At 62.3% G+C, this 18,242-nt stretch carries 15 protein-coding genes; 10 read left to right on the top strand and 5 right to left on the bottom strand.

Features of this window, described 5'->3' with window-relative positions; translation table 11 throughout:
• The first annotated feature begins 21 nt into the window (after positions 1 to 21).
• The gene (locus LSG43_RS07590) at positions 22 to 1,722 is read left to right on the top strand and encodes a glycine/sarcosine N-methyltransferase (RefSeq protein ID WP_231802624.1); all 1,701 of its coding nucleotides are present in this window, start codon (positions 22 to 24) and stop codon (positions 1,720 to 1,722) included.
• Between the two features lie 17 nt (positions 1,723 to 1,739).
• Here the strand turns inward: LSG43_RS07590 and LSG43_RS07585 are convergent, their stop codons facing one another.
• The 4 genes from LSG43_RS07585 to LSG43_RS07570 form a co-directional block, all read right to left on the bottom strand.
• Positions 1,740 to 1,967, bottom strand: a complete 228-nt coding sequence (locus tag LSG43_RS07585; RefSeq protein ID WP_231802622.1) for a hypothetical protein — start codon at positions 1,965 to 1,967, stop codon at positions 1,740 to 1,742.
• Between the two features lie 503 nt (positions 1,968 to 2,470).
• Complete coding sequence (gene der, locus LSG43_RS07580; protein WP_231802620.1) at positions 2,471 to 3,928, bottom strand: ribosome biogenesis GTPase Der; 1,458 nt, start codon at positions 3,926 to 3,928, stop codon at positions 2,471 to 2,473.
• 25 nt (positions 3,929 to 3,953) lie between these two features.
• Entirely contained in the window at positions 3,954 to 4,694 is a 741-nt protein-coding gene (locus LSG43_RS07575) for a tetratricopeptide repeat protein (protein ID WP_231802618.1), read from the bottom strand.
• A gap of 108 nt (positions 4,695 to 4,802) precedes the next feature.
• Entirely contained in the window at positions 4,803 to 5,369 is a 567-nt protein-coding gene (locus LSG43_RS07570) for an NnrU family protein (RefSeq protein WP_231802616.1), read from the bottom strand.
• A gap of 77 nt (positions 5,370 to 5,446) precedes the next feature.
• Here LSG43_RS07570 and LSG43_RS07565 point away from each other — a divergent pair, with 77 nt between their 5' ends.
• The 8 genes from LSG43_RS07565 (at position 5,447) to LSG43_RS07530 (ending at position 15,137) form a co-directional block, all read left to right on the top strand.
• Positions 5,447 to 6,145: a helix-turn-helix transcriptional regulator gene (locus LSG43_RS07565; RefSeq protein ID WP_231802614.1), complete on the top strand. Its 699-nt coding sequence runs from the start codon at positions 5,447 to 5,449 to the stop codon at positions 6,143 to 6,145.
• Between the two features lie 80 nt (positions 6,146 to 6,225).
• Positions 6,226 to 7,353 carry an epoxide hydrolase family protein gene (locus LSG43_RS07560; RefSeq protein ID WP_231802612.1) on the top strand — a complete coding sequence of 376 codons (1,128 nt, stop codon included), beginning with the start codon at positions 6,226 to 6,228 and terminating at the stop codon, positions 7,351 to 7,353.
• Positions 7,354 to 7,499: 146 nt separating this feature from the next.
• Positions 7,500 to 9,140: an MGH1-like glycoside hydrolase domain-containing protein gene (locus tag LSG43_RS07555; RefSeq protein ID WP_231802610.1), complete on the top strand. Its 1,641-nt coding sequence runs from the start codon at positions 7,500 to 7,502 to the stop codon at positions 9,138 to 9,140.
• Positions 9,141 to 9,464: 324 nt separating this feature from the next.
• Complete coding sequence (locus LSG43_RS07550) at positions 9,465 to 10,763, top strand: ABC transporter substrate-binding protein (protein WP_231802608.1); 1,299 nt, start codon at positions 9,465 to 9,467, stop codon at positions 10,761 to 10,763.
• 93 nt (positions 10,764 to 10,856) lie between these two features.
• A complete protein-coding gene (locus tag LSG43_RS07545; RefSeq protein ID WP_231802606.1) occupies positions 10,857 to 11,750 on the top strand; it encodes a carbohydrate ABC transporter permease in 894 nt (297 codons plus the stop codon).
• A gap of 134 nt (positions 11,751 to 11,884) precedes the next feature.
• Positions 11,885 to 12,655 (top strand): carbohydrate ABC transporter permease, encoded by a 771-nt coding sequence (locus tag LSG43_RS07540; protein ID WP_231802841.1) that lies wholly within the window; start codon positions 11,885 to 11,887, stop codon positions 12,653 to 12,655.
• Positions 12,656 to 12,682: 27 nt separating this feature from the next.
• Positions 12,683 to 13,750, top strand: coding sequence for an ABC transporter ATP-binding protein (locus LSG43_RS07535; RefSeq protein ID WP_231802604.1), 1,068 nt, complete (start codon positions 12,683 to 12,685; stop codon positions 13,748 to 13,750).
• A gap of 88 nt (positions 13,751 to 13,838) precedes the next feature.
• Positions 13,839 to 15,137, top strand: a complete 1,299-nt coding sequence (locus tag LSG43_RS07530; RefSeq protein WP_231802602.1) for a Gfo/Idh/MocA family protein — start codon at positions 13,839 to 13,841, stop codon at positions 15,135 to 15,137.
• A gap of 6 nt (positions 15,138 to 15,143) precedes the next feature.
• On the opposite strand, the gene LSG43_RS07525 is transcribed toward LSG43_RS07530, so the two are convergent.
• The gene (locus LSG43_RS07525; RefSeq protein WP_231802600.1) at positions 15,144 to 16,529 is read right to left on the bottom strand and encodes an FGGY-family carbohydrate kinase; all 1,386 of its coding nucleotides are present in this window, start codon (positions 16,527 to 16,529) and stop codon (positions 15,144 to 15,146) included.
• A gap of 127 nt (positions 16,530 to 16,656) precedes the next feature.
• On the opposite strand from LSG43_RS07525, the gene LSG43_RS07520 reads away from it, so the two are divergent.
• The gene (locus LSG43_RS07520) at positions 16,657 to 18,240 is read left to right on the top strand and encodes a glycoside hydrolase family 43 protein (protein WP_304622646.1); all 1,584 of its coding nucleotides are present in this window, start codon (positions 16,657 to 16,659) and stop codon (positions 18,238 to 18,240) included.
• Positions 18,241 to 18,242 lie beyond the last annotated feature (2 nt).

Here is an 18,242-nt window from a genome sequence, read left to right as displayed (position 1 = left end):
AACCAGACCGGAGAGGGAGATATGGTGCACTCGGACCTCAACGCTCACAACGCCGAACTGAACATGGATCACCAGGCCTATGGCCACGATCCGCTCGAGGACAGGGAGACCGACCTCTACCGCGGCGAATATGTGATGAGCTTCGTGGAGAAGTGGGACGAGCTTATCAACTGGGACGCGCGGGCCGAGAGCGAGGGGCAGTTCTTCATCGACGTCCTGCGTGCCCGGGGCAAGGAGAGCGTGCTCGACGTGGCGACGGGGACCGGGTTTCATTCGGTGCGCCTGAGCGAGGCGGGGTTCCGGGTAATCAGCGCGGACGGCTCGGCGGCGATGCTGGCCAAGGCCTTCGAGAACGCGCAGGCGCGCGGGCTCATTCTCAATACCGTGCAGGCGGACTGGCGCTGGCTCAACCGCGACGTCAACGGCAAGTACGACGCGATCATCTGCCTTGGGAATTCCTTCACGCATCTGCACACCGAGCAGGACCGGCGGCGGGCGCTGGCGGAATTTTACGCCGCGCTCAAGCATGACGGCATCCTGATCCTCGACCAGCGCAATTACGATGCGATGCTCGACCACGGGTTTTCGTCCAAGCACAAATATTACTATGCCGGGGACAAGGTGAAAGCCGAACCCGAGTATATCGACGAGGGGCTGGCGCGGTTCAAATACACCTTCCCGGACGGCGCGGAATACACGCTCAACATGTGCCCGATCCGCAAGAATTACGTGCGCCGGCTGATCACCGAGGCCGGGTTTCAGCGGGTGCGGACCTATGGCGACTTTCAGGAAACCTATGCCGAGGACGACCCGGACTTTTTCATCCATGTTTGCGAGAAATCGATGACGCAGGGTTCACGCTGGGGCGATGGTGACGCCGGCGACGGGGACAAGGACATCCGCGAGGTCGCCGAGGATTATTACGACAGCGCCGATGCGGACGCGTTCTATTCGACCGTGTGGGGCGGACAGGATCTCCATATCGGGTGCTATGACGACACGCGCGATATCCGCGAGGCGAGCGACGTGACCGTCGACCGAATGGCGCAGATGGTGCCCGGACTGGGACCGGATACACGCATTCTCGACATCGGCGCGGGTTATGGCGGCGCGATGCGCCGGGTTGTCGGGCGGTATGGCGGCACGGCGACCTGCCTCAATATCTCGGAGATCCAGAACGACACGAACCGGCTGCGCAACCAGCAGCAAGGGTTCGATGAGAAAATCCGGGTCGTGCACGCCTCGTTCGAGGAGATTCCGGAGCCGGATGCCAGCCATGACGTCGTTTGGAGCATGGACGCGATCCTTCATTCGGCGGAGCGCGAACGGGTGCTTTCGGAGGTTTTCCGCGTGCTGAAGCCCGGCGGGTATTTCATCTTCACCGATCCGATGCAGGCGGACGACGTGGCACCGGGAGACCCCGATCTGCAACCGGTCTACGACCGGCTGGAACTCAAGGACCTGGGGTCGATGGCGTTCTACCGCGCGGCCGGGGAACGGCTGGGCTTCGAGATCGTGGCGCAGGAGCAGATGGTGCACCAGTTGCGCACGCATTATGCGCGGGTGCGCGAGGACCTGATCGATAATTACGACAAGCTGCGCGAAAGCGGGGCTTCGACCGATTATCTCGACAGGATGATCGTGGGGCTGGAGAACTGGGTGAAAGCCGCCGACGCGGGGAAGATGAGCTGGGGGTTCCAGCTTTTCCGCAAGCCCGCGTAGCGGCCTTCAAGCCGACCCTATAGCGAAAGGCCCAACGCCAGAACGATGAGGACGAGGGCGGCGGCGATGAGCGTTTTATCGCTCCAGACCGCGCCGCCCCGTTCGCGCGTGCGGCCGCCGTCGGACGGCGTGGTGTCCTCGGGCAGGAGCTTGAACTTTTCTTCGGGGTCGCCCCATTTCAGGCGACGGAATTTAAAGACGTTCTTTTTCATGGCCTTGCGGACATAGGGACGCAATGTGGCCATGTAAAGCGGATTACGAAAGTGTAATACGCGGGCGCTACCTGCCGTAAACTACCGATACTGTCCTGTGGCCTCGCTCACACTACCGTCTGGGCTAACGAAGAACACATGAACGCCTAGCACCGGAAAGGACTGCCGTGTAACAGCGAAATGCTTCTGAAAGGCGTCTGAATTGGGAAGCACGATGCCAAGCCTACAGTGCTTAGTGTCATCCCTTTGCCGCCACTGCATACACAGCAGTGTAGCGCTAGCCAAAGCAGCAAAACTGGGGCCGGAACCATACGGTTTTCCGAATGCTGATTTGCTGCTTATTCCCCCCTTCGCCTCGAGAACCCATTCTTCGCCGCGAGATGGATGATAGAGTTCAATGTCCTTTCCAGGCTTTCCTGCCTCGCGATGGCTCTTAACTCGAAATCCTTGCTGCCGTGCCCAGTTCAAGAAAAGCTCAATTACTTGATTTTCGTCCAAAACAGTCAACTCAGCCCCCAACCGATTACCTTTGACATCTATTTCCCGCCGTTTTCTATATACGGGTTCTTGCCGCCGCGGACCCAGAGGCGGATGGGGGTGCCGGGGAGACCGAAATCCTGCCGCAGACCCTGCACGAGGTAGCGCTGATACGCCTTGGGCAAGGCCTCGGGCCGAGAGCAGAAGATGATGAAGCTCGGGGGGCGGGTCTTGGCCTGGGTCATGTAGCGGATCTTGAGGCGGCGGCCGGAGACCGCCGGGGGCGGATGGTGTTCGACCATGCCGGTGAGCCAGCGGTTGAGCTTGGCGGTGCGGATGCGGACGTTCCAGACGCGTTCGATGTCGAAGATCGCCTTCATCAGCTTGTCGATATTGCGGCCTTGGAGGCCCGACAGGGTGACGAGCGGGATGCCGCGCAACTGCGGGAGCATGCGCTCGCAGGTTTCGCGCAACTCGAGGATCTTGGCGTTCTTGTCTTCGATCAGATCCCACTTGTTGACCGCGATGACCATCGCGCGGCCCTCGCGCTCGACGAGGTCGGCAAGCTGGAGGTCCTGCTTTTCGAAGGGGATCGTCGCGTCGAGGAGGAGAACGACCACCTCGGCGTACTGGATCGAGCGCAGGCTATCGGCAACCGAGAGCTTTTCGAGTTTCTGCTGCACGCGGGCCTTGCGGCGTATCCCGGCGGTATCGACGAGATTGATGACGCGGCCTTCCCACTCCCAGGGGACCATGATGGAATCGCGCGTGATGCCGGCTTCCGGGCCCGTCAGTAGGCGCTCCTCGCCGACCATACGGTTGATGAGGGTGGATTTGCCCGAATTGGGGCGGCCGACGATGGCGACGTTGAGGTAGCGGTTGGGGTCCCAGCGCAGAGGCGCGGTGTCGCCGGTCTGGTCCTCGCCTTCGTCTTCGAGGACGTCGACGTCGACGACGGGGCGATGGGCCATATCGTAGTCGGTTTCCGCGGGGGCCTCGGCTTCGGCCTTTTTCTCTTCCTGCGTTTCGACGGCTTCGGAAACGATGGAATAGAGGTCGGCCAGGCCGAGGCCGTGTTCGGCGGACAGCGGGATCGCTTCGCCAAAGCCCAGGCTATAGGCCTCCATCAGGCCCGGCTCGGCGGCCTTGCCCTCGGCCTTGTTGGCAACAAGGTGGATATTCTTGTCGGCGCGGCGCAGAAGGCGGGCGAAATGCTCGTCGGTGGGGGTGACCCCGGCACGGGCGTCGATCATGAAGAGGATGATATCGGCCTCGGTGATCGCCATTTCGGTCTGGGCGCGCATGCGCGCTTCGAGGCTGTCGTCGTGAGCATCCTCATAGCCGGCGGTATCGACGAGGGTGAAAGTCAGGTCGCCGATGCGGCCCTGCCCTTCGCGGCGGTCGCGGGTGACGCCGGGGGTATCGTCGACGAGCGCGATCTTGCGGCCCACGAGCCTGTTGAACAGGGTGGACTTGCCGACATTGGGGCGGCCGACGATGGCCACGGTGACGCTCATGGCGTTTTGTCCTTGTGCCCCGCGCCTATTGGGCGGGCGTCTGTTCTGTGGTGGCGGCGGGTTCGGGAGCGCCAGAGGCCTCGACGGCGGGCAATATCTCCTCGGAGACATCGGCGCCCACGGCGGCGAGCTGCTCGAGATAGACCATGGCACGGACCTGCATGTCCTGAGAGGCGTTGGGGTCCGCGGCAATCTCTTCAAAGCGCGCGCGGGCATCGCCGTATTCGCCGGCCTTGTAGTACGCAAGCCCGAGCGCTTCGCGGGCGAGATTGCGCATGGGGTGCTGGGCGGTGTTGAGGCCGCCAACGCGGGTTTCGACGTCGGCGACCGTGCCGGTGTCGACCGCGGTATACCCGGCGAGGATGAGCGCGAGTTCGCGCAGACGCTGGGAATCGAGCGAGGATGAAAGCGCATCGTAGGTCGCGAGCGCGCCGGCGGCGTCGCCCTGCTGCCTTTGTACCGAACCCTGGCGGAACTGGGCGAGAACGGCGTAGCCGCGCGGACCGTCCTCGACGATGGCGGCAAGTGCGTCTTCGGCAGCGGGGTAATCGCCTTCGACCGCGAGGTTGACCGCGGCATAGTAGCGGTCGGACGCGGCGGCGGCGGTGGACGCGCGCCACCAGTTCCAGGCTTCATTGGCGGCGACGACAACGACGATCAGAACCGCTGCGCCGATGATGAAGGGCGCATATTTGCGCCAGAAGGCGCGCATCTTGTCGCTGCGCAGTTCTTCCTCGACCTCGCGGAGAAAAGAGTCGTCGCTCATTGAAAAGCCCTATCGTTCGTGCCCGGCGCACGGCCGCCGTTAAAAGTTCGGCGGACAATAGTGTCGGCGCGCGCCGATTGCAATTGAAACGAGGCGGTTTTCAGGGCCTTAGCCGAACGGCGCGACGCCAATCAGCGGGGCGTGGAGCCAGAGGGCAAAAACGAGCCCGACGGCTGCGCCGACGACTATGGCCAGAAGGTCGTTGGTCACCGGGCCGGCCTGGGGCACGGGATCGGGGCGGCGGCCCGCGGCGATGCGATCGACCACGGCCCAGAGAAGGAATGCGCCGAAGAGCAGGAGCGAGGCGAGGTCGCCGTTGGCGAGCAGATGTCCCAACGCCCAGAGCGCCACGCCGACGACCATGGGGTGCTTGAGCCACGCCTTGATCCGCCCGGCGGGCAGATAGGCGGCGGCAATGCCGATGAAGCCGAGGATGACGAGTAGCGACGCCGCGTGGACGCCCCAGTCCGGAGGCGTGAAGACGAACGCGGTTTCGGGCCGCGCGAGCCCGAAGCCCCAGATGATGAGGACGAGGCCGACGAGCGATACGAGGGTGTAGATGCCCTTGAAGGCCCCTGGCCGTTCGGCGATCTGGGCGTCACGCCAGGCCGGGGCGACGATGCGCACCGAATGCGCGCCCAGGAACAGGACCAGTCCCAAGATAAGTACCCACATTCTTCCCTCCTCCTGTGAGGTCTCGCAGCGATAATGCCGGTTCCAAGTTTCGGCGATTCCCGCCATGAATGGAAACCATGGACAAGACAGCCCGCCTTTTCGCCATCATGGATACTCTGCGCCGCCACCGTCAGCCGGTGACCGCGGGCGCGCTGGCCGAGGAACACGGGGTTTCGCTCCGGACGCTTTACCGCGACATGCAGACGCTGATGGCGCTCGGGGCGCCGATCGAAGGGGAAGCGGGCATCGGGTATATGCTGCGAAAAGGCTATTTTCTGCCGCCACTGATGTTTTCGGCTGACGAACTCGAAGCGCTGGTGCTGGGCGCGCGCTGGGTGGAGGATCAGCCCGACGACGACCTTTCGGGTGCGGCGGCCAATGCGCTGGGGAAAATCCGCGCGGCGGCGCCTGACGATCTGCGCGAGCGCATCGACGATACCGGGCTCTGGCCGGTACGGATGAGCAACGAGCACTCCCCCCTGCCCGTCCTCGGGCAGATGCGCCAGGCGATGCGGGCGGAACAGGCGGTGCGGATCGACTACGCCGACGAGGCAGGAGCCGTCACCTCGCGGACGATCTGGCCGGTGCAGATCGCGTATTACGAAAACAAGCAGATCATTGTCGCCTGGTGCACGCTGCGCGAGGATTTCCGGCATTTCCGGACCGAACGGGTCCGGAGCGCGGACATCACCGGCGAACGGTTCGGGGAGCGGCGACCAGTGCTTGCTGGAAGATGGCGGCAGGCGTGGCTTAGCGAGCGGGGCCGAGGCTCCTGACACGGACTGACAGCAGGGGTGGTCCAGGGTCCTCTGGACGGCGGCGCACAGGGTGCCGCCACTGAGAAGGACCACAACAGATGACGATCACCCCATTCACGATTGCCCTCCCGCAGGACGAAATCCAGGATCTCAAGGAACGCCTTGCCATGACGCGATGGCCGTCTGTGGTTGCGCCGGGCTACGGGCGCGGCCAGGCCGATCATCTTGTACGCGACCTTGCCGACCAGTGGCTCAACCGGTTCGACTGGCGCAAGGCCGAGGCCGCGCTCAACGCCTATCCGCAATTTCTGGCCGAGATCGACGGACAGACGATCCATTTCGTGCACGTCAAATCCGGTAAGGAGGGTGCGATTCCGCTTCTGCTGGTGCACGGCTGGCCATCGAACTTCTCGGAATTTTTCGATCTCGTGCCATTTTTGACCGATCCGGAAAACAATGGCGCGCCGGACGGGCAGGCATTCGATCTGGTTATCCCATCGATCCCCGGCTTCGGCTTCTCGGGCCAGGTGACAGAACCGGGGTGGGACGCCGCACGGGTGGCAAGGGCGTTCGACAGTCTGATGAAGGTGCTCGGGTATACGCGCTACGGCTTTCACGGCGGCGACGCCGGCGCGCTTGTCGGGCGCGAATTGGGAGCGTTGGCCCCGGACGGTCTAGTGGGCGTGCATTTGCAGCACATATTCGCATTTCCCAATGGAACGGAAGGCGAAATGGAGGCGCTGACGCCATTCGAGCGTGAGGGGTTCGCTCACCTTGAAAAGTTCCAAAAATATGCCGGGTTCAATGACATTCAGCAAAAGCGGCCGCAGACCCTGGGATACGGTCTTGTCGACTCGCCGGCGGGACTGCTCGCCTGGCATGCGGAACTGCATTTCGGGTTCGAGGGCGAGGGAGAAGCCTTCGTCGACCGCGAACGCTACCTGACCAATGCCGCCGTTTACTGGTTTACCAGAACGGCGGGCTCGGCAGCGAATTTCTATTTCGAGAATGCCCAGACCGGGGCCGGCTACAGGGAGACCGACAACCCTACCCCAACGGGTGTATCGGTATTTCCCTCGGACTTCCGTTCGGTGCGCAGCTTCGCCGAGCGCGCGAACAATATCGTGCACTGGAGCGAAATGGAGCGCGGCGGGCATTTTCCGGCGATCGAAGCTCCCGACCTTCTGGCTGACGACCTGCGCACCTTCTACGCCCGCCTGGCGTGACACCTGTCAGCCCAGGATTTGCCAAGGGCGCCCTTCGGGGCGCCCTTTCTGCGCGCTTATGACGGGAATCGAAATTAATACGACCGCCCATGATTGACTTTGATCGAAAATCGCGCAATTTCGGTCGTGCTTTGGGAGGAAGTGCCTTGCCGGTCAATGTTCAATTGCTGGAATCGCTGCGCCGCAACGATGCCGGTACGCGCGCGGGTATCGCGCACAGCGGCGCTCTGGCCGACGAGTGGCACAATGGCGACGTCCGTTTCGCCGCCTCCTCGCCCGAGTTCGAGGCGCAATATTACCGGGCCGTAAAGGAGCTGTTCGCCTGCATCAAGCCGACCGCGGACGCCGAGCCGATCCTCAATGAAGGCGGCATCTATTATGGCTGCTGGCTCGAGAGTACAGGCACGATCAATGCCGAATTGCTCAGCCGTTTTCTGCCCTCGGTGGCCACGCAGACATTCGGGTCGTTCGCCCGGTATCAGCGCGATGACGGCCTATTTCCCTACAAGCTCACCGCCGACGGGCCTGTGTTTTCACAGATCCAGCTCGTTACGCCGCTGGCGCGGAGCGTCTGGACGCACCATCAGATCAACGGCCTGGACACCGACGACCTGCGCACGCTTTTTGCGGCCATGGCGCGCTATGACGATTGGCTGGCGCGCCATCGCGATACGCGGGGGACCGGCGCCGTCGAGGCATTTTGTACTTTCGACACCGGGCACGATCTTTCAGCGCGCTTCTGGCACGTGCCGGATTCGCCGTTCGGCAACGATCCCGAGCGGTACAACCCGGACAACCCGATCCTTCCGTTCATCGCTCCGGACCTGACTGCGAATGTGGCCTGCCAGCGGCTCTATCTCGCCAAGATCGCAGAGGCGTTGGGAGAGGACGGTGCGGAATGGCGGGCCAAGTCACAGGCAAGCCTCGATGCGCTTTTCGCACAATGCTTCGATGAGGCGGACGGGTTCTTCTACGACCGGGACAGGAACGGGCACCTCGTCAAGGTACAGTCCGATGTCCTCTTGCGGGTGCTCGCGTGCGAAGTCGGCGACGACGCCTTTTTCGAGGCGGCGCTCTCGCGGTATCTGCTCAACACGCGCAAGTTCTTTGCGAAATTCCCCTTCACCTCGATCGCGCTTGACGATCCGCGCTTCGATCCTGCGTTCGACTACAACAGCTGGAGCGGGCCGACGAATTTCCTGAGCCTCATCCGCGCGCCGCATGCGTTCGAGGCGCACAATCGGCATGTGGAACTGACATGGGTGCTCTATCCCATTCTTTCGGCACTGTTCCGGATGGAGCGGTTTGCGCAAACGCTGAACCCTTTCACCGGCAAAGCCGGCTTCACCGAAGTCTATTCGCCGGCAATCCTGTGTCTTCTCGACTTTGTCGAGCGCCTGAGCGGTGTCCAGCCCCGGCCCGACGGCACATTGTGGTTCACCGGGCTTATCCCCTATCAGATCGATCACCGTGACGCGGCGCACGAAACCGCCTATGGCCGGACGGTCGACGGGCGGCGCTTCGAGCTGGTCAACGGCCCGGACAGCATGACGGCCTTCCGCGACGGGGACAAGCTGTTCGACGCTCCAAAGGGTGTGCGGGTCGTTACGGACAGGACCGGCACCATCGTGTCGCTGATCGGGATGAGCGTGCATGATATTTCCGGGTCGATCGAATTGCCTGATGGCGCGCTGCCCTTCGAGGTAAGAGGCAACCAGCAGCTGGACCTGGTGGATAACCGCTGGGTGAGCGTACGAGACCCGGGACTGGTCTTCCCGCGCTCCTGAGCGCGGCTATCGCAAGGTCTGCCTCCGACCCGGCCGAGGGCCGGAGGGGTATTCACTTGTCCAACAAGTTCGCGCACGCAATCTGTGTCCCGCGCGGTGGTTCGGCGCGCTCCAGCTCCACGCTAAAATCCCCGATTTTGTGCGGATGCCCATGGCGCCTGGAGCCATTTTTGCATTTTTAATGAAACCAGTTGTCCAACAAGTTTACATCTCAAATTCGATGTGCTACTGCCGGGCAAGCTTGTTGTCAGACAAGCTCATGCGCGGATGCATATGACGTACGTACCTCACATTTGTTCGCGCCCATAACCGGGAGGGTACACAGTGACTCAATTCAACCGTAGACGATTTCTCAAAACCGCAGCGATGACCGCGGGCGCAGGTGTGGCGGCATCGAGCTTCAGCCTGCCGACATTCGCCCAGGATGCGCGTATCCGCCATTTCTGGTGGGGCAATCCGGACCGCGACGAGCGGACGTTCGCCGTCATCGATATTTTCAACAGCAAGCACCCCAACATTTTCGTTGAGGGCGAAACGCTTGGATTTTCGGACTATTTCACGCGGCTGACGACCCAGATCGCGGGCGGCAACATGGCCGACGTCATCCAGCAGGGCTATGGCGTCCTGTTCGAATATGTCGACCGGGGTGCGGTCGTGCCTCTCGATGAATGGGTGGGCAACACCATCGACCTGTCCAAGATGGACCAGAGCGCGCTCGATGCCGGCACCGTCAACGGCCAGCTTTACGCCCTGTCGATCGGCGCCAATTCCCACATGGCGATGTACAACACGCGGCTTTATGAAGAAGCCGGCTTCCGCCCCGGTGAGGACTTCGATCCGTACGGCTGGACTTATGAGGACGTGGCGCGGATCGGCGCGGCCGTCACGGATGCGACGGGCACGTTCGGCACCGACGACAACACCGCGGACTACCAGAACTTCTCGGACTTCGTGGTGCAGAAGGGGGGCAAGCTCTACAACGACGATGGCTCATACGGTCCGACGCAGGAGATCGTCGAAGAGTACTGGGAAACCTGGAAGATGATCCGGGACGCCGGTGCGACGCCGCCGGGTCCGGAATCGGCAGGCCAGGTGGGTGCCGAAGTCAGCCAATGGGGCATTGTGACCGGGCGCACCGCGACGACCTATGCCTGGTCGAACCAGCTCGTGGGCGCGCAGAACCTCATGCAGGATACGCTTGGCGCGGCAATGTTCCCCAATACGCCGGCGATGGTCCCGGGGTCGTACATCCAGCCGAGCCAGTTCATCTGCCTTACGCGCGATAGCGCCAATCCCGAGGCGGCGACGACGTATATGAACGCGTTCGTCAACGATCTGGACATGACGAAGGTGCTCGGGCTCGAGCGCGGCATTCCGTCGAATTCGGAAGTGCGCGAAGCGTTGCGGCCCACGCTCGAAGGCGCGGCGGCGACGTCCGTCGAATTCTTCGATACGATCCAGGACAAGGTCGCCGTGTTGCCGCCGCCCTTCCCGACCGGTGCGAACGAAGTCGAACAGACATTCGAGCGCATGGCGGTCGCCGTTCTGCTCGATCAGGGCAGCATTTCGGACGTCGCCCGCGACTTCCTGAGGCAGGCCGAGGCAATTCTCGCCCGGGCCTAGGCACATCTTGCGCCCCGTGGCCCTGAGCGTCCGTGAGGACGGCACGGCCACGGGGCAGATATCGACGTATATTGACCAATCAGGGTGAACCCGATGAGAGACTATCTGCAAAAGTACGGCGCCGGGTACGTCTTCCTGACGCCATGGGCCATCGGGTTTCTCGGGCTCGCACTGGGGCCGATCCTGGCTTCGCTCTATCTCTCGTTCACCCAGTACGACATCATCAATGCACCGGAATGGGTCGGGCTCGAGAACTACGAGTACATGTTCTCATTCGATACCCGGTTCTATAAATCGCTGCAGGTGACGTTCGCGTTCGTGTTTCTGTCGGTGCCGGCCAAGCTCATCTTTGCGCTCGGGGTTGCCATGGTGCTCGACAAGGGCATTCGGGCGATCGGGATCTACAGGGCGCTCTTTTATCTCCCCTCCATCCTCGGGGGGTCGATCGCGGTCGCCATCCTGTGGCGGCAATTGTTCAACCAGGACGGCGTCGTCAACGCCGCATTGGGCCTTTTCGGGATCGAAGGTCCCTATTGGCTCTCGGATCCGCGCTATTCGCTCTATACGCTCGTCGTTCTGGCGGTCTGGCAGTTCGGCTCGCCGATGCTGATCTTTCTCGCGGGGTTGCGGGCCATACCGCAGGACCTTTACGAAGCCGCCGAGATCGATGCGGCATCCAAGCCCCGCCAGTTCTTTGCCATCACGCTGCCGCTGCTGGCGCCGGTGATCTTTTTCAACCTCGTGCTGCAGATGATCGAGGCCTTCAAAACCTTCACGGGCGCTTTCGTCATCTCTGGAGGCACAGGCGCGCCGCTCGACTCACTGCTGTTCTTCACGGTCTATCTGTACAACGAGGCCTTCTCGTTCTTCCGGATGGGCTACGCCTCGGCCCTGGCCTGGGTGCTCTTGATCATCATCGCCATTTTCACGGCGATTGCATTCTATTCGTCCCGGTACTGGGTCCATTATGAAAACGAGCGGGGCTGAGAATGGTCGACGTCGCTACGCAATCTCTTGACGATCACGCGGCAATCGCCCGCGCTCTGCGGGAAAAAAAGCGCAGGAGCGAAAAGCGCGCCGGGCTGATCAAGCACGCCTTCCTCATCGCGTGCACCTTCATCATGATCTATCCGCTCTTGTGGATGCTCTCGAGTTCGCTCAAGCCCAGCGACGAGATTTTCGGATCGCTGTCGCTTTGGCCGTCCGAAGTCATGTGGGAGACATACCCCGAAGGCTGGGAAGGCCTGCCGGTCAGCTTCACGCGGTTCTTCGGCAACTCGCTTTTTGTCACAGTGCTCTCGGTGATCGGCAACGTGATTTCGTGTTCGTTCGCCGCCTATGCGTTCGCACGGCTCGAATTCAAGGGACGGAACATCGCGTTCGCGCTCATGATGATGACGCTGATGATCCCCTATCATGTCGTTTTGATCCCGCAGTACCTCATCTTCCTCAAGGCGGGGTGGGTGGATACCTATCTGCCGTTGATCGTGCCGAAATTCCTCGCGACCGACGCATTCTTCGTCTTCCTGATGATCCAGTTCTTCCGGCAGTTGCCGCGCGAACTCGACGAAGCGGCGATGATCGACGGGTGTTCCGCGTTCAAGATCTACTGGGCGATCATCATGCCTTTGTCGCTGCCCGCGGTCGCAACCGCGGCGATCTTCTCGTTCATCTGGGTGTGGGAAGATTTCCTCGGGCCGCTGGTCTATCTCAACGACATCAACGACTACACCGTCCCCCTGGCGCTGCGCATGTTCCTCTCGCAGGACAGTATCTCGGAGTACGGGCAGATGTTCGCCATGTCGATCCTGTCGATCGTGCCGATCATCATCTTCTTCATCATCTTCCAGAAGTTCATCATCCGCGGCATCGCGATGAGCGGTCTCAAATAAACAGCAGCGAAAGGGCGCCTCACGAAAATGGCGGGAGTTACGCTAAACAAAGTCGTCAAGGACTACGGCAAACTCGAAGTCATCCACGGGATCGACCTCGAGGTTCACTCCGGAGAATTCCTGGTGCTGGTCGGCCCCTCGGGGTGCGGAAAATCGACGCTTTTGCGGATGATTGCGGGCCTTGAGGAGATTTCCGACGGGACGATCGCGATCGGGGACCGGATCGTGAACGATCTGCCCGCGGCGCGGCGCAATCTGTCGATGGTGTTCCAGTCCTACGCCCTCTACCCGCATATGAGCGTGCGCAAGAACCTTGCGTTCGGCCTGAGCAACCTCAAAATGCCCAAGGACGAGATCGAGCGGCGGGTATCGGAGGCGGCGCGCGTTCTTCAAATCAATGAATTGATGGACCGCAAGCCGCGGCAGCTTTCGGGCGGGCAGAAACAGCGCGTCGCAATCGGCCGTGCCATTGTGCGCGAGCCCGAGCTCTTCCTGTTCGACGAACCGCTTTCGAACCTGGATGCGGAGCTGCGCGTCCAGATGCGCGTGGAACTTGCCGGGCTCTATAACCGCCTGGGCACCACGATGATCTACGTCACGCACGACCAGGTCGAAGCCATGACCATGGCGACGCGTATCGTGGTGCTGTCCAAGGGCTATATCGAGCAGGTCGGAACGCCGCACGAACTCTATACGCGGCCGCAGAACACGTTCGTGGCGACCTTCATCGGCTCGCCAAAGATGAACATGATCGAAGCAGTGGTGCGCGGTGGTACCGTAAGCGTGCCCGATTTCGGCGACATTGCGCTCGGCGGCGGGGCACCGGACGGAAAGATCACGGTCGGCGTGAGGCCGGAACAGTTCGAAATCGGTTCCAGCGGCCCCATAACGACCCAGAGCGAAGTCACGCTCGTCGAATATCTGGGCAGTGAAATGTATGTCCATACCCGCCTGCCTTCAGGCCGGATCGTCATGGTCAAGGATGCGGGCAAGGCCGAACACAAGATCGGCGACAAGCTGCCCCTGTCGCTGATCCCCGAACACGCCCATTACTTCGACGCAGACAATCGCCGTCTGCCCATTTTCGACGCCTGAACCCCCGGGTCTCCAAGGCCCGCCTCCCCTTAAAGAGAAAAAGGGGGGCGACCTCACATTGCCTGAAGATGCTTCTGAGAGGACCAACGTGAAATACGCAATTGTCGGCACCGGAGCGCGGCATCAGATGTTCCGCGGCGCCATCACTGAAACCTACGGTGCACAGAGCGAGCTTGTCGGGCTGTGCGACACCAACGATGCAAGACTGGCGCTGTCTGCGAGCAAGGTGCCGCAGCAATCCGGCAACGGGGTCGCCACCTACAAGGCCGACGATTTCGACCAGATGCTCGCGGAGCAAAAGCCCGATACCGTGGTGGTGACGGTGCCCGACTACCTGCATCACGAATATATCGTGGCTGCGATGAAGGCCGGCTGCAACGTCATGACCGAAAAGCCGATGACGACAGACCTTGAGCGACTCAAGGCGATCATCGATGCGCAGAAAGAGACCGGCAAGTCGGTCACGGTTACCTTCAACTACCGCTACACCCCTGCCCGGACACAGATCAAGGACCTGCTGGACTCGGGGGCCATAGGCGAGGTCGTGGCGGTCGATTTCTCATGGCATCTGGACCGGGTGCACGGTGCGGACTATTTCCGTCGCTGGCACCGGTACAAGGACAAGTCGGGCGGACTGCTGGTGCACAAGTCGACGCACCACTTCGATCTGGTGAACTGGTGGCTGGGGTCGTCACCCAAAAGCGTTTCGGCGAACGGGCGGCTGGCATTCTACACGCCGCAAATGGCCGAGGCGCTGGGGCTTTCGGGTCATGGTGAGCGGTGCCACGACTGTCCGGTTGCCCACAAGTGCGATTTCCGGATGGACCTGGAGAACGATGAGGCGCTGAAGGCGCTCTATCTCGATGCCGAGGCCCTGGACGGATATGAGCGGGACAAATGCGTCTTTGCCGATGACATCACCATCGAGGACACCATGCAGGTGCAGGTGGGTTACGAGAACGGCGCCATGCTGAACTATACGCTTTGCGCATACTCCCCATGGGAAGGACTGGAGATCCGGTTTCACGGGACCAAGGGCGAGCTCATTCACAAGCATGTCGAGGTTCACGGCGTGTTCGGCGGGGAACGCGCTAGACCCGTCGCCGACGCCATCACCACCACACTGCACGTCGCCGGCAAGGAGCCCGAGAAGATTGACGTCTGGGAAGGTACGGGCGATCACGGCGGGGCCGACCCGGTCATGCTCGGATATCTGTTCGATCCAGACGGGATGGACCCGGACCTTTACGGGCGCAGCTCAAGTCATGTCGACGGAGCGTGGTCGATCCTTACGGGTATCGCGGCCAATGCCTCGATGGCCAGCGGGGAGACCACGCATGTGCGTTCGATGCTGGCCGAGAACGGGATCGACCTCCCTTCGAAATAGCCGGCTTTACGGCTCCTGCCGGGCGCGGGCGCGCCAGGATTTCGCAAAGCCTGCGATATCGGCGCCCGTAAACGGCGCGACGGCATCGGGAAGCGGCGCGCCGCTTCCCAGTCCCGTCAGGAGCATGGCCGCACCCTTCGCGGTTCCCGTGGCATCCCGCGAGGGGCGCACCGGGACACCGGTCAACGTGGCGAGGGCCGAACAGTAAAGACCATTCTGCGCCAGCGGACCTTCGACGACGATATCGTCGCCCTGCCCCGCAAGCGTGAGCGTTTCGGTGGTCATCAGGGCAAGATAAAGACTTGCCGCGGCGGCGCGCCCGGCGGGAGCGAGTGCATCAATGTCACCATGCCAGCGGCCCTTTTCCCCTGGGAATGGGCCGGTGCCTTCGACCCAGGAGGGCAGCGCCATGATGCCCGCGTCAATGACGGCGACGGCATCAGCAACCGACGGTTCGGGCGCGTTCCCGCCAGCGATGAGCCCGTACTCCCGGCCGCCCATGAAGCGCGCGGTCGGCACGGGGCGCCCGAGCGCGTCGACATTGGCCAGACTGTCCCGGGCCGGATCGAGGTTGCCTGTCGTGCCTCCCAGGGTCATGGCGATGGTCCAGGTGCCCGAGGAAATCACGGTCAGCGCGCCCTCGCGATGGCCCAGATAGGGGACAAGCGAGGCATTGGAGTCATGGATGCCGCAGGACACGGGTGTGGCCTCGGACAGTCCGGTAGCGGCGGCGATATCGCGGCACAGGGGAGACAAATGATCGGTGGTTGCCACGGGCTCGGGAAGACGTTCCTGCCAGTCCATGCGTTCGACAAGACTGGAATAGCGCGCCTCGACCGGGTTCCACAGGTCGGTGTGACACCCCAGAGAGGTGCGTTCGGAAACGATCCGGCCTGTGAGCCTGAACGCCCAGTACTGCGGATAGGGAACAATGGCCGTGACCCCGGCGAAGGCTTCGGGAAAGGTCCTTGCCTGCCAGAAAAGCTGGGCGCCGAGATTGAGTCCGACGGGCAGACGCGGCGAGAGCGTCTCGGAGAAATCGGGGCGGACGGTACCGTATTCGGCCGCCGTCTCCTCGGGCCCGGCGTGCTCGTAGTCCAGGACGGGCATGGCGAGCGTGTCGCCGCTCAGAAGCGCGGCTGTCGCGCCGTGGGTGGTGATGGCGATGGCGTCGATGCCGTGACGGGCGTGAAGCGTTTTGAGGCCGTCGAGGATGAAATGCCACAGGCCATCTACGTCACAATGAGGATACGGACCGGACGTGACAGGCGCATTGCCCCGGCGAAGCGTTTCGATTTCCGCGCCGGAGGCCGCGTCGAGCGCGACCAGCTTGGCATTGGTCTTGCCGATGTCGATGACCGCAATGTTGCCGGTCTTGATGTTGTCCGTCATGAGCCGTGCCTACCTCCCCATTCGTTGGCCGCACATTAGCTGGCAAACCATCATTTTCAATCAGGAACCTTTCATATCCGATCATTTTCGACATCATGCGGAAAAGCTAAGGACAATCGACATGGCACTGGTGCGCAATCCCATCCTCCCCGGGTTCAATCCCGACCCCTCGATCTGCCGTGCAGGCGAAGACTATTATATCGCGACCTCGACCTTCGAATGGTATCCGGGGGTGCAAATCCATCATTCGAAGGACCTCGCGAACTGGACACTGGCCGCGCGGCCGCTGGACCGGGCCAGCCTGCTCGACATGCGCGGCGCACCCGACAGCGGCGGCGTCTGGGCGCCCTGCCTGAGCCTTGCCGATGGAAAGTTCTGGCTGGTCTATACCGACATGAAACGGCATCACGGCTCGTTCAAGGACGGCCATAACTACCTGACGACAGCTCCCGCGATCGAGGGGCCCTGGTCCGAGCCGTTGCGGCTCAATTCCTCGGGTTTCGATCCTTCGCTCTTTCACGACGATGATGGACGCAAATGGCTCGTTCAGATGCTCTGGGACCACCGGGCGCGGCCGAACCTTTTCGCGGGGATCGCGCTGCAGGAGTACGATCCCGAGCGCCGGACGCTGACCGGCCCGCGCAAGGTCATCTTTTACGGCACCGACCTCGCCTTGACCGAAGGCCCGCATCTTTATAAGCGGAACGGGTGGTACTATCTCCTGACCGCCGAGGGCGGAACTGGATTTGACCACGCCTGCACGCTGGCCCGGTCGCGCCAGCTCGAGGGGCCTTACGAGGTGCATCCGCAGCGCCATATCCTGACGGCCAAGGACAATCCCCGGCATCCGATCCAGCGGGCGGGCCACGGGGATATCGTCGATACGCCGGACGGGCGGACCTATCTCGTGCACCTGATGGGGCGTCCGATCACGCAGAAGCGGCGGTGTGTTCTGGGGCGCGAGACGGGCATTCAGGAGGCCGAATGGCGTGACGACGACTGGCTGTGGGTCAAGGACGGCCCCCTGCCCTCGCTCGAGGTCGATGTGCCGGGCACGCCGGTTGCCAGTGCCGGGATCCGGCAGTTCCGGTTCGATGGTCCCGCGCTTGACCCGGACTTCCAGTGGCTGCGGACGCCCGCGTCCGAAAGGCTGTTCTCGCTGACCGAGCGGCCCGGAACGCTTTGCCTTTACGGGCGAGAATCCATTGGCGACTGGTACGAACAGGCGCTGATCGCGCGGCGGCAGACGGCGTTTTCCTACCGGGCGGAAACGGAAGTCGATTTCGCGCCGGTCGACGAACGCGAAATGGCCGGCCTTACAGCGTATTACAGCCGGCATGCGCTCTATTATCTTGCGGTCACGGCACATTCGGACGGAAAGCGGGAATTGCTGCTCATGACAGCGGAGGCCAATACGCGCGGGGGCACGCTGGCCTATCCCGCGCCGCCAGTACCGCTGCCGCAAACGGGCAAGGTCCGTCTTGCCGTTTCGGTCGATCACGGTACGCTGCAGTTCTCATACGCGCTGGAGGGCGATACGGAGTTCACGCCCGTCGGGCCGGCTCTGGATGCAAGCGTGCTCTCGGACGAGGCGAGCGTATCGGTGGGCGGGGGCTGTTTTACGGGCGCCTTCGTGGGGATGTGCGCAGCTGACCTCAACGGGTATGGCAAACCGGCATTCTATTCGTATTTCACATATGACGAACGCTGAAC

The organism is Pelagibacterium xiamenense, from assembly GCF_021166475.1.
GTDB lineage: Bacteria > Pseudomonadota > Alphaproteobacteria > Rhizobiales > Devosiaceae > Pelagibacterium > Pelagibacterium xiamenense.
This window is presented reverse-complemented; position numbering and strand designations above follow the sequence as displayed.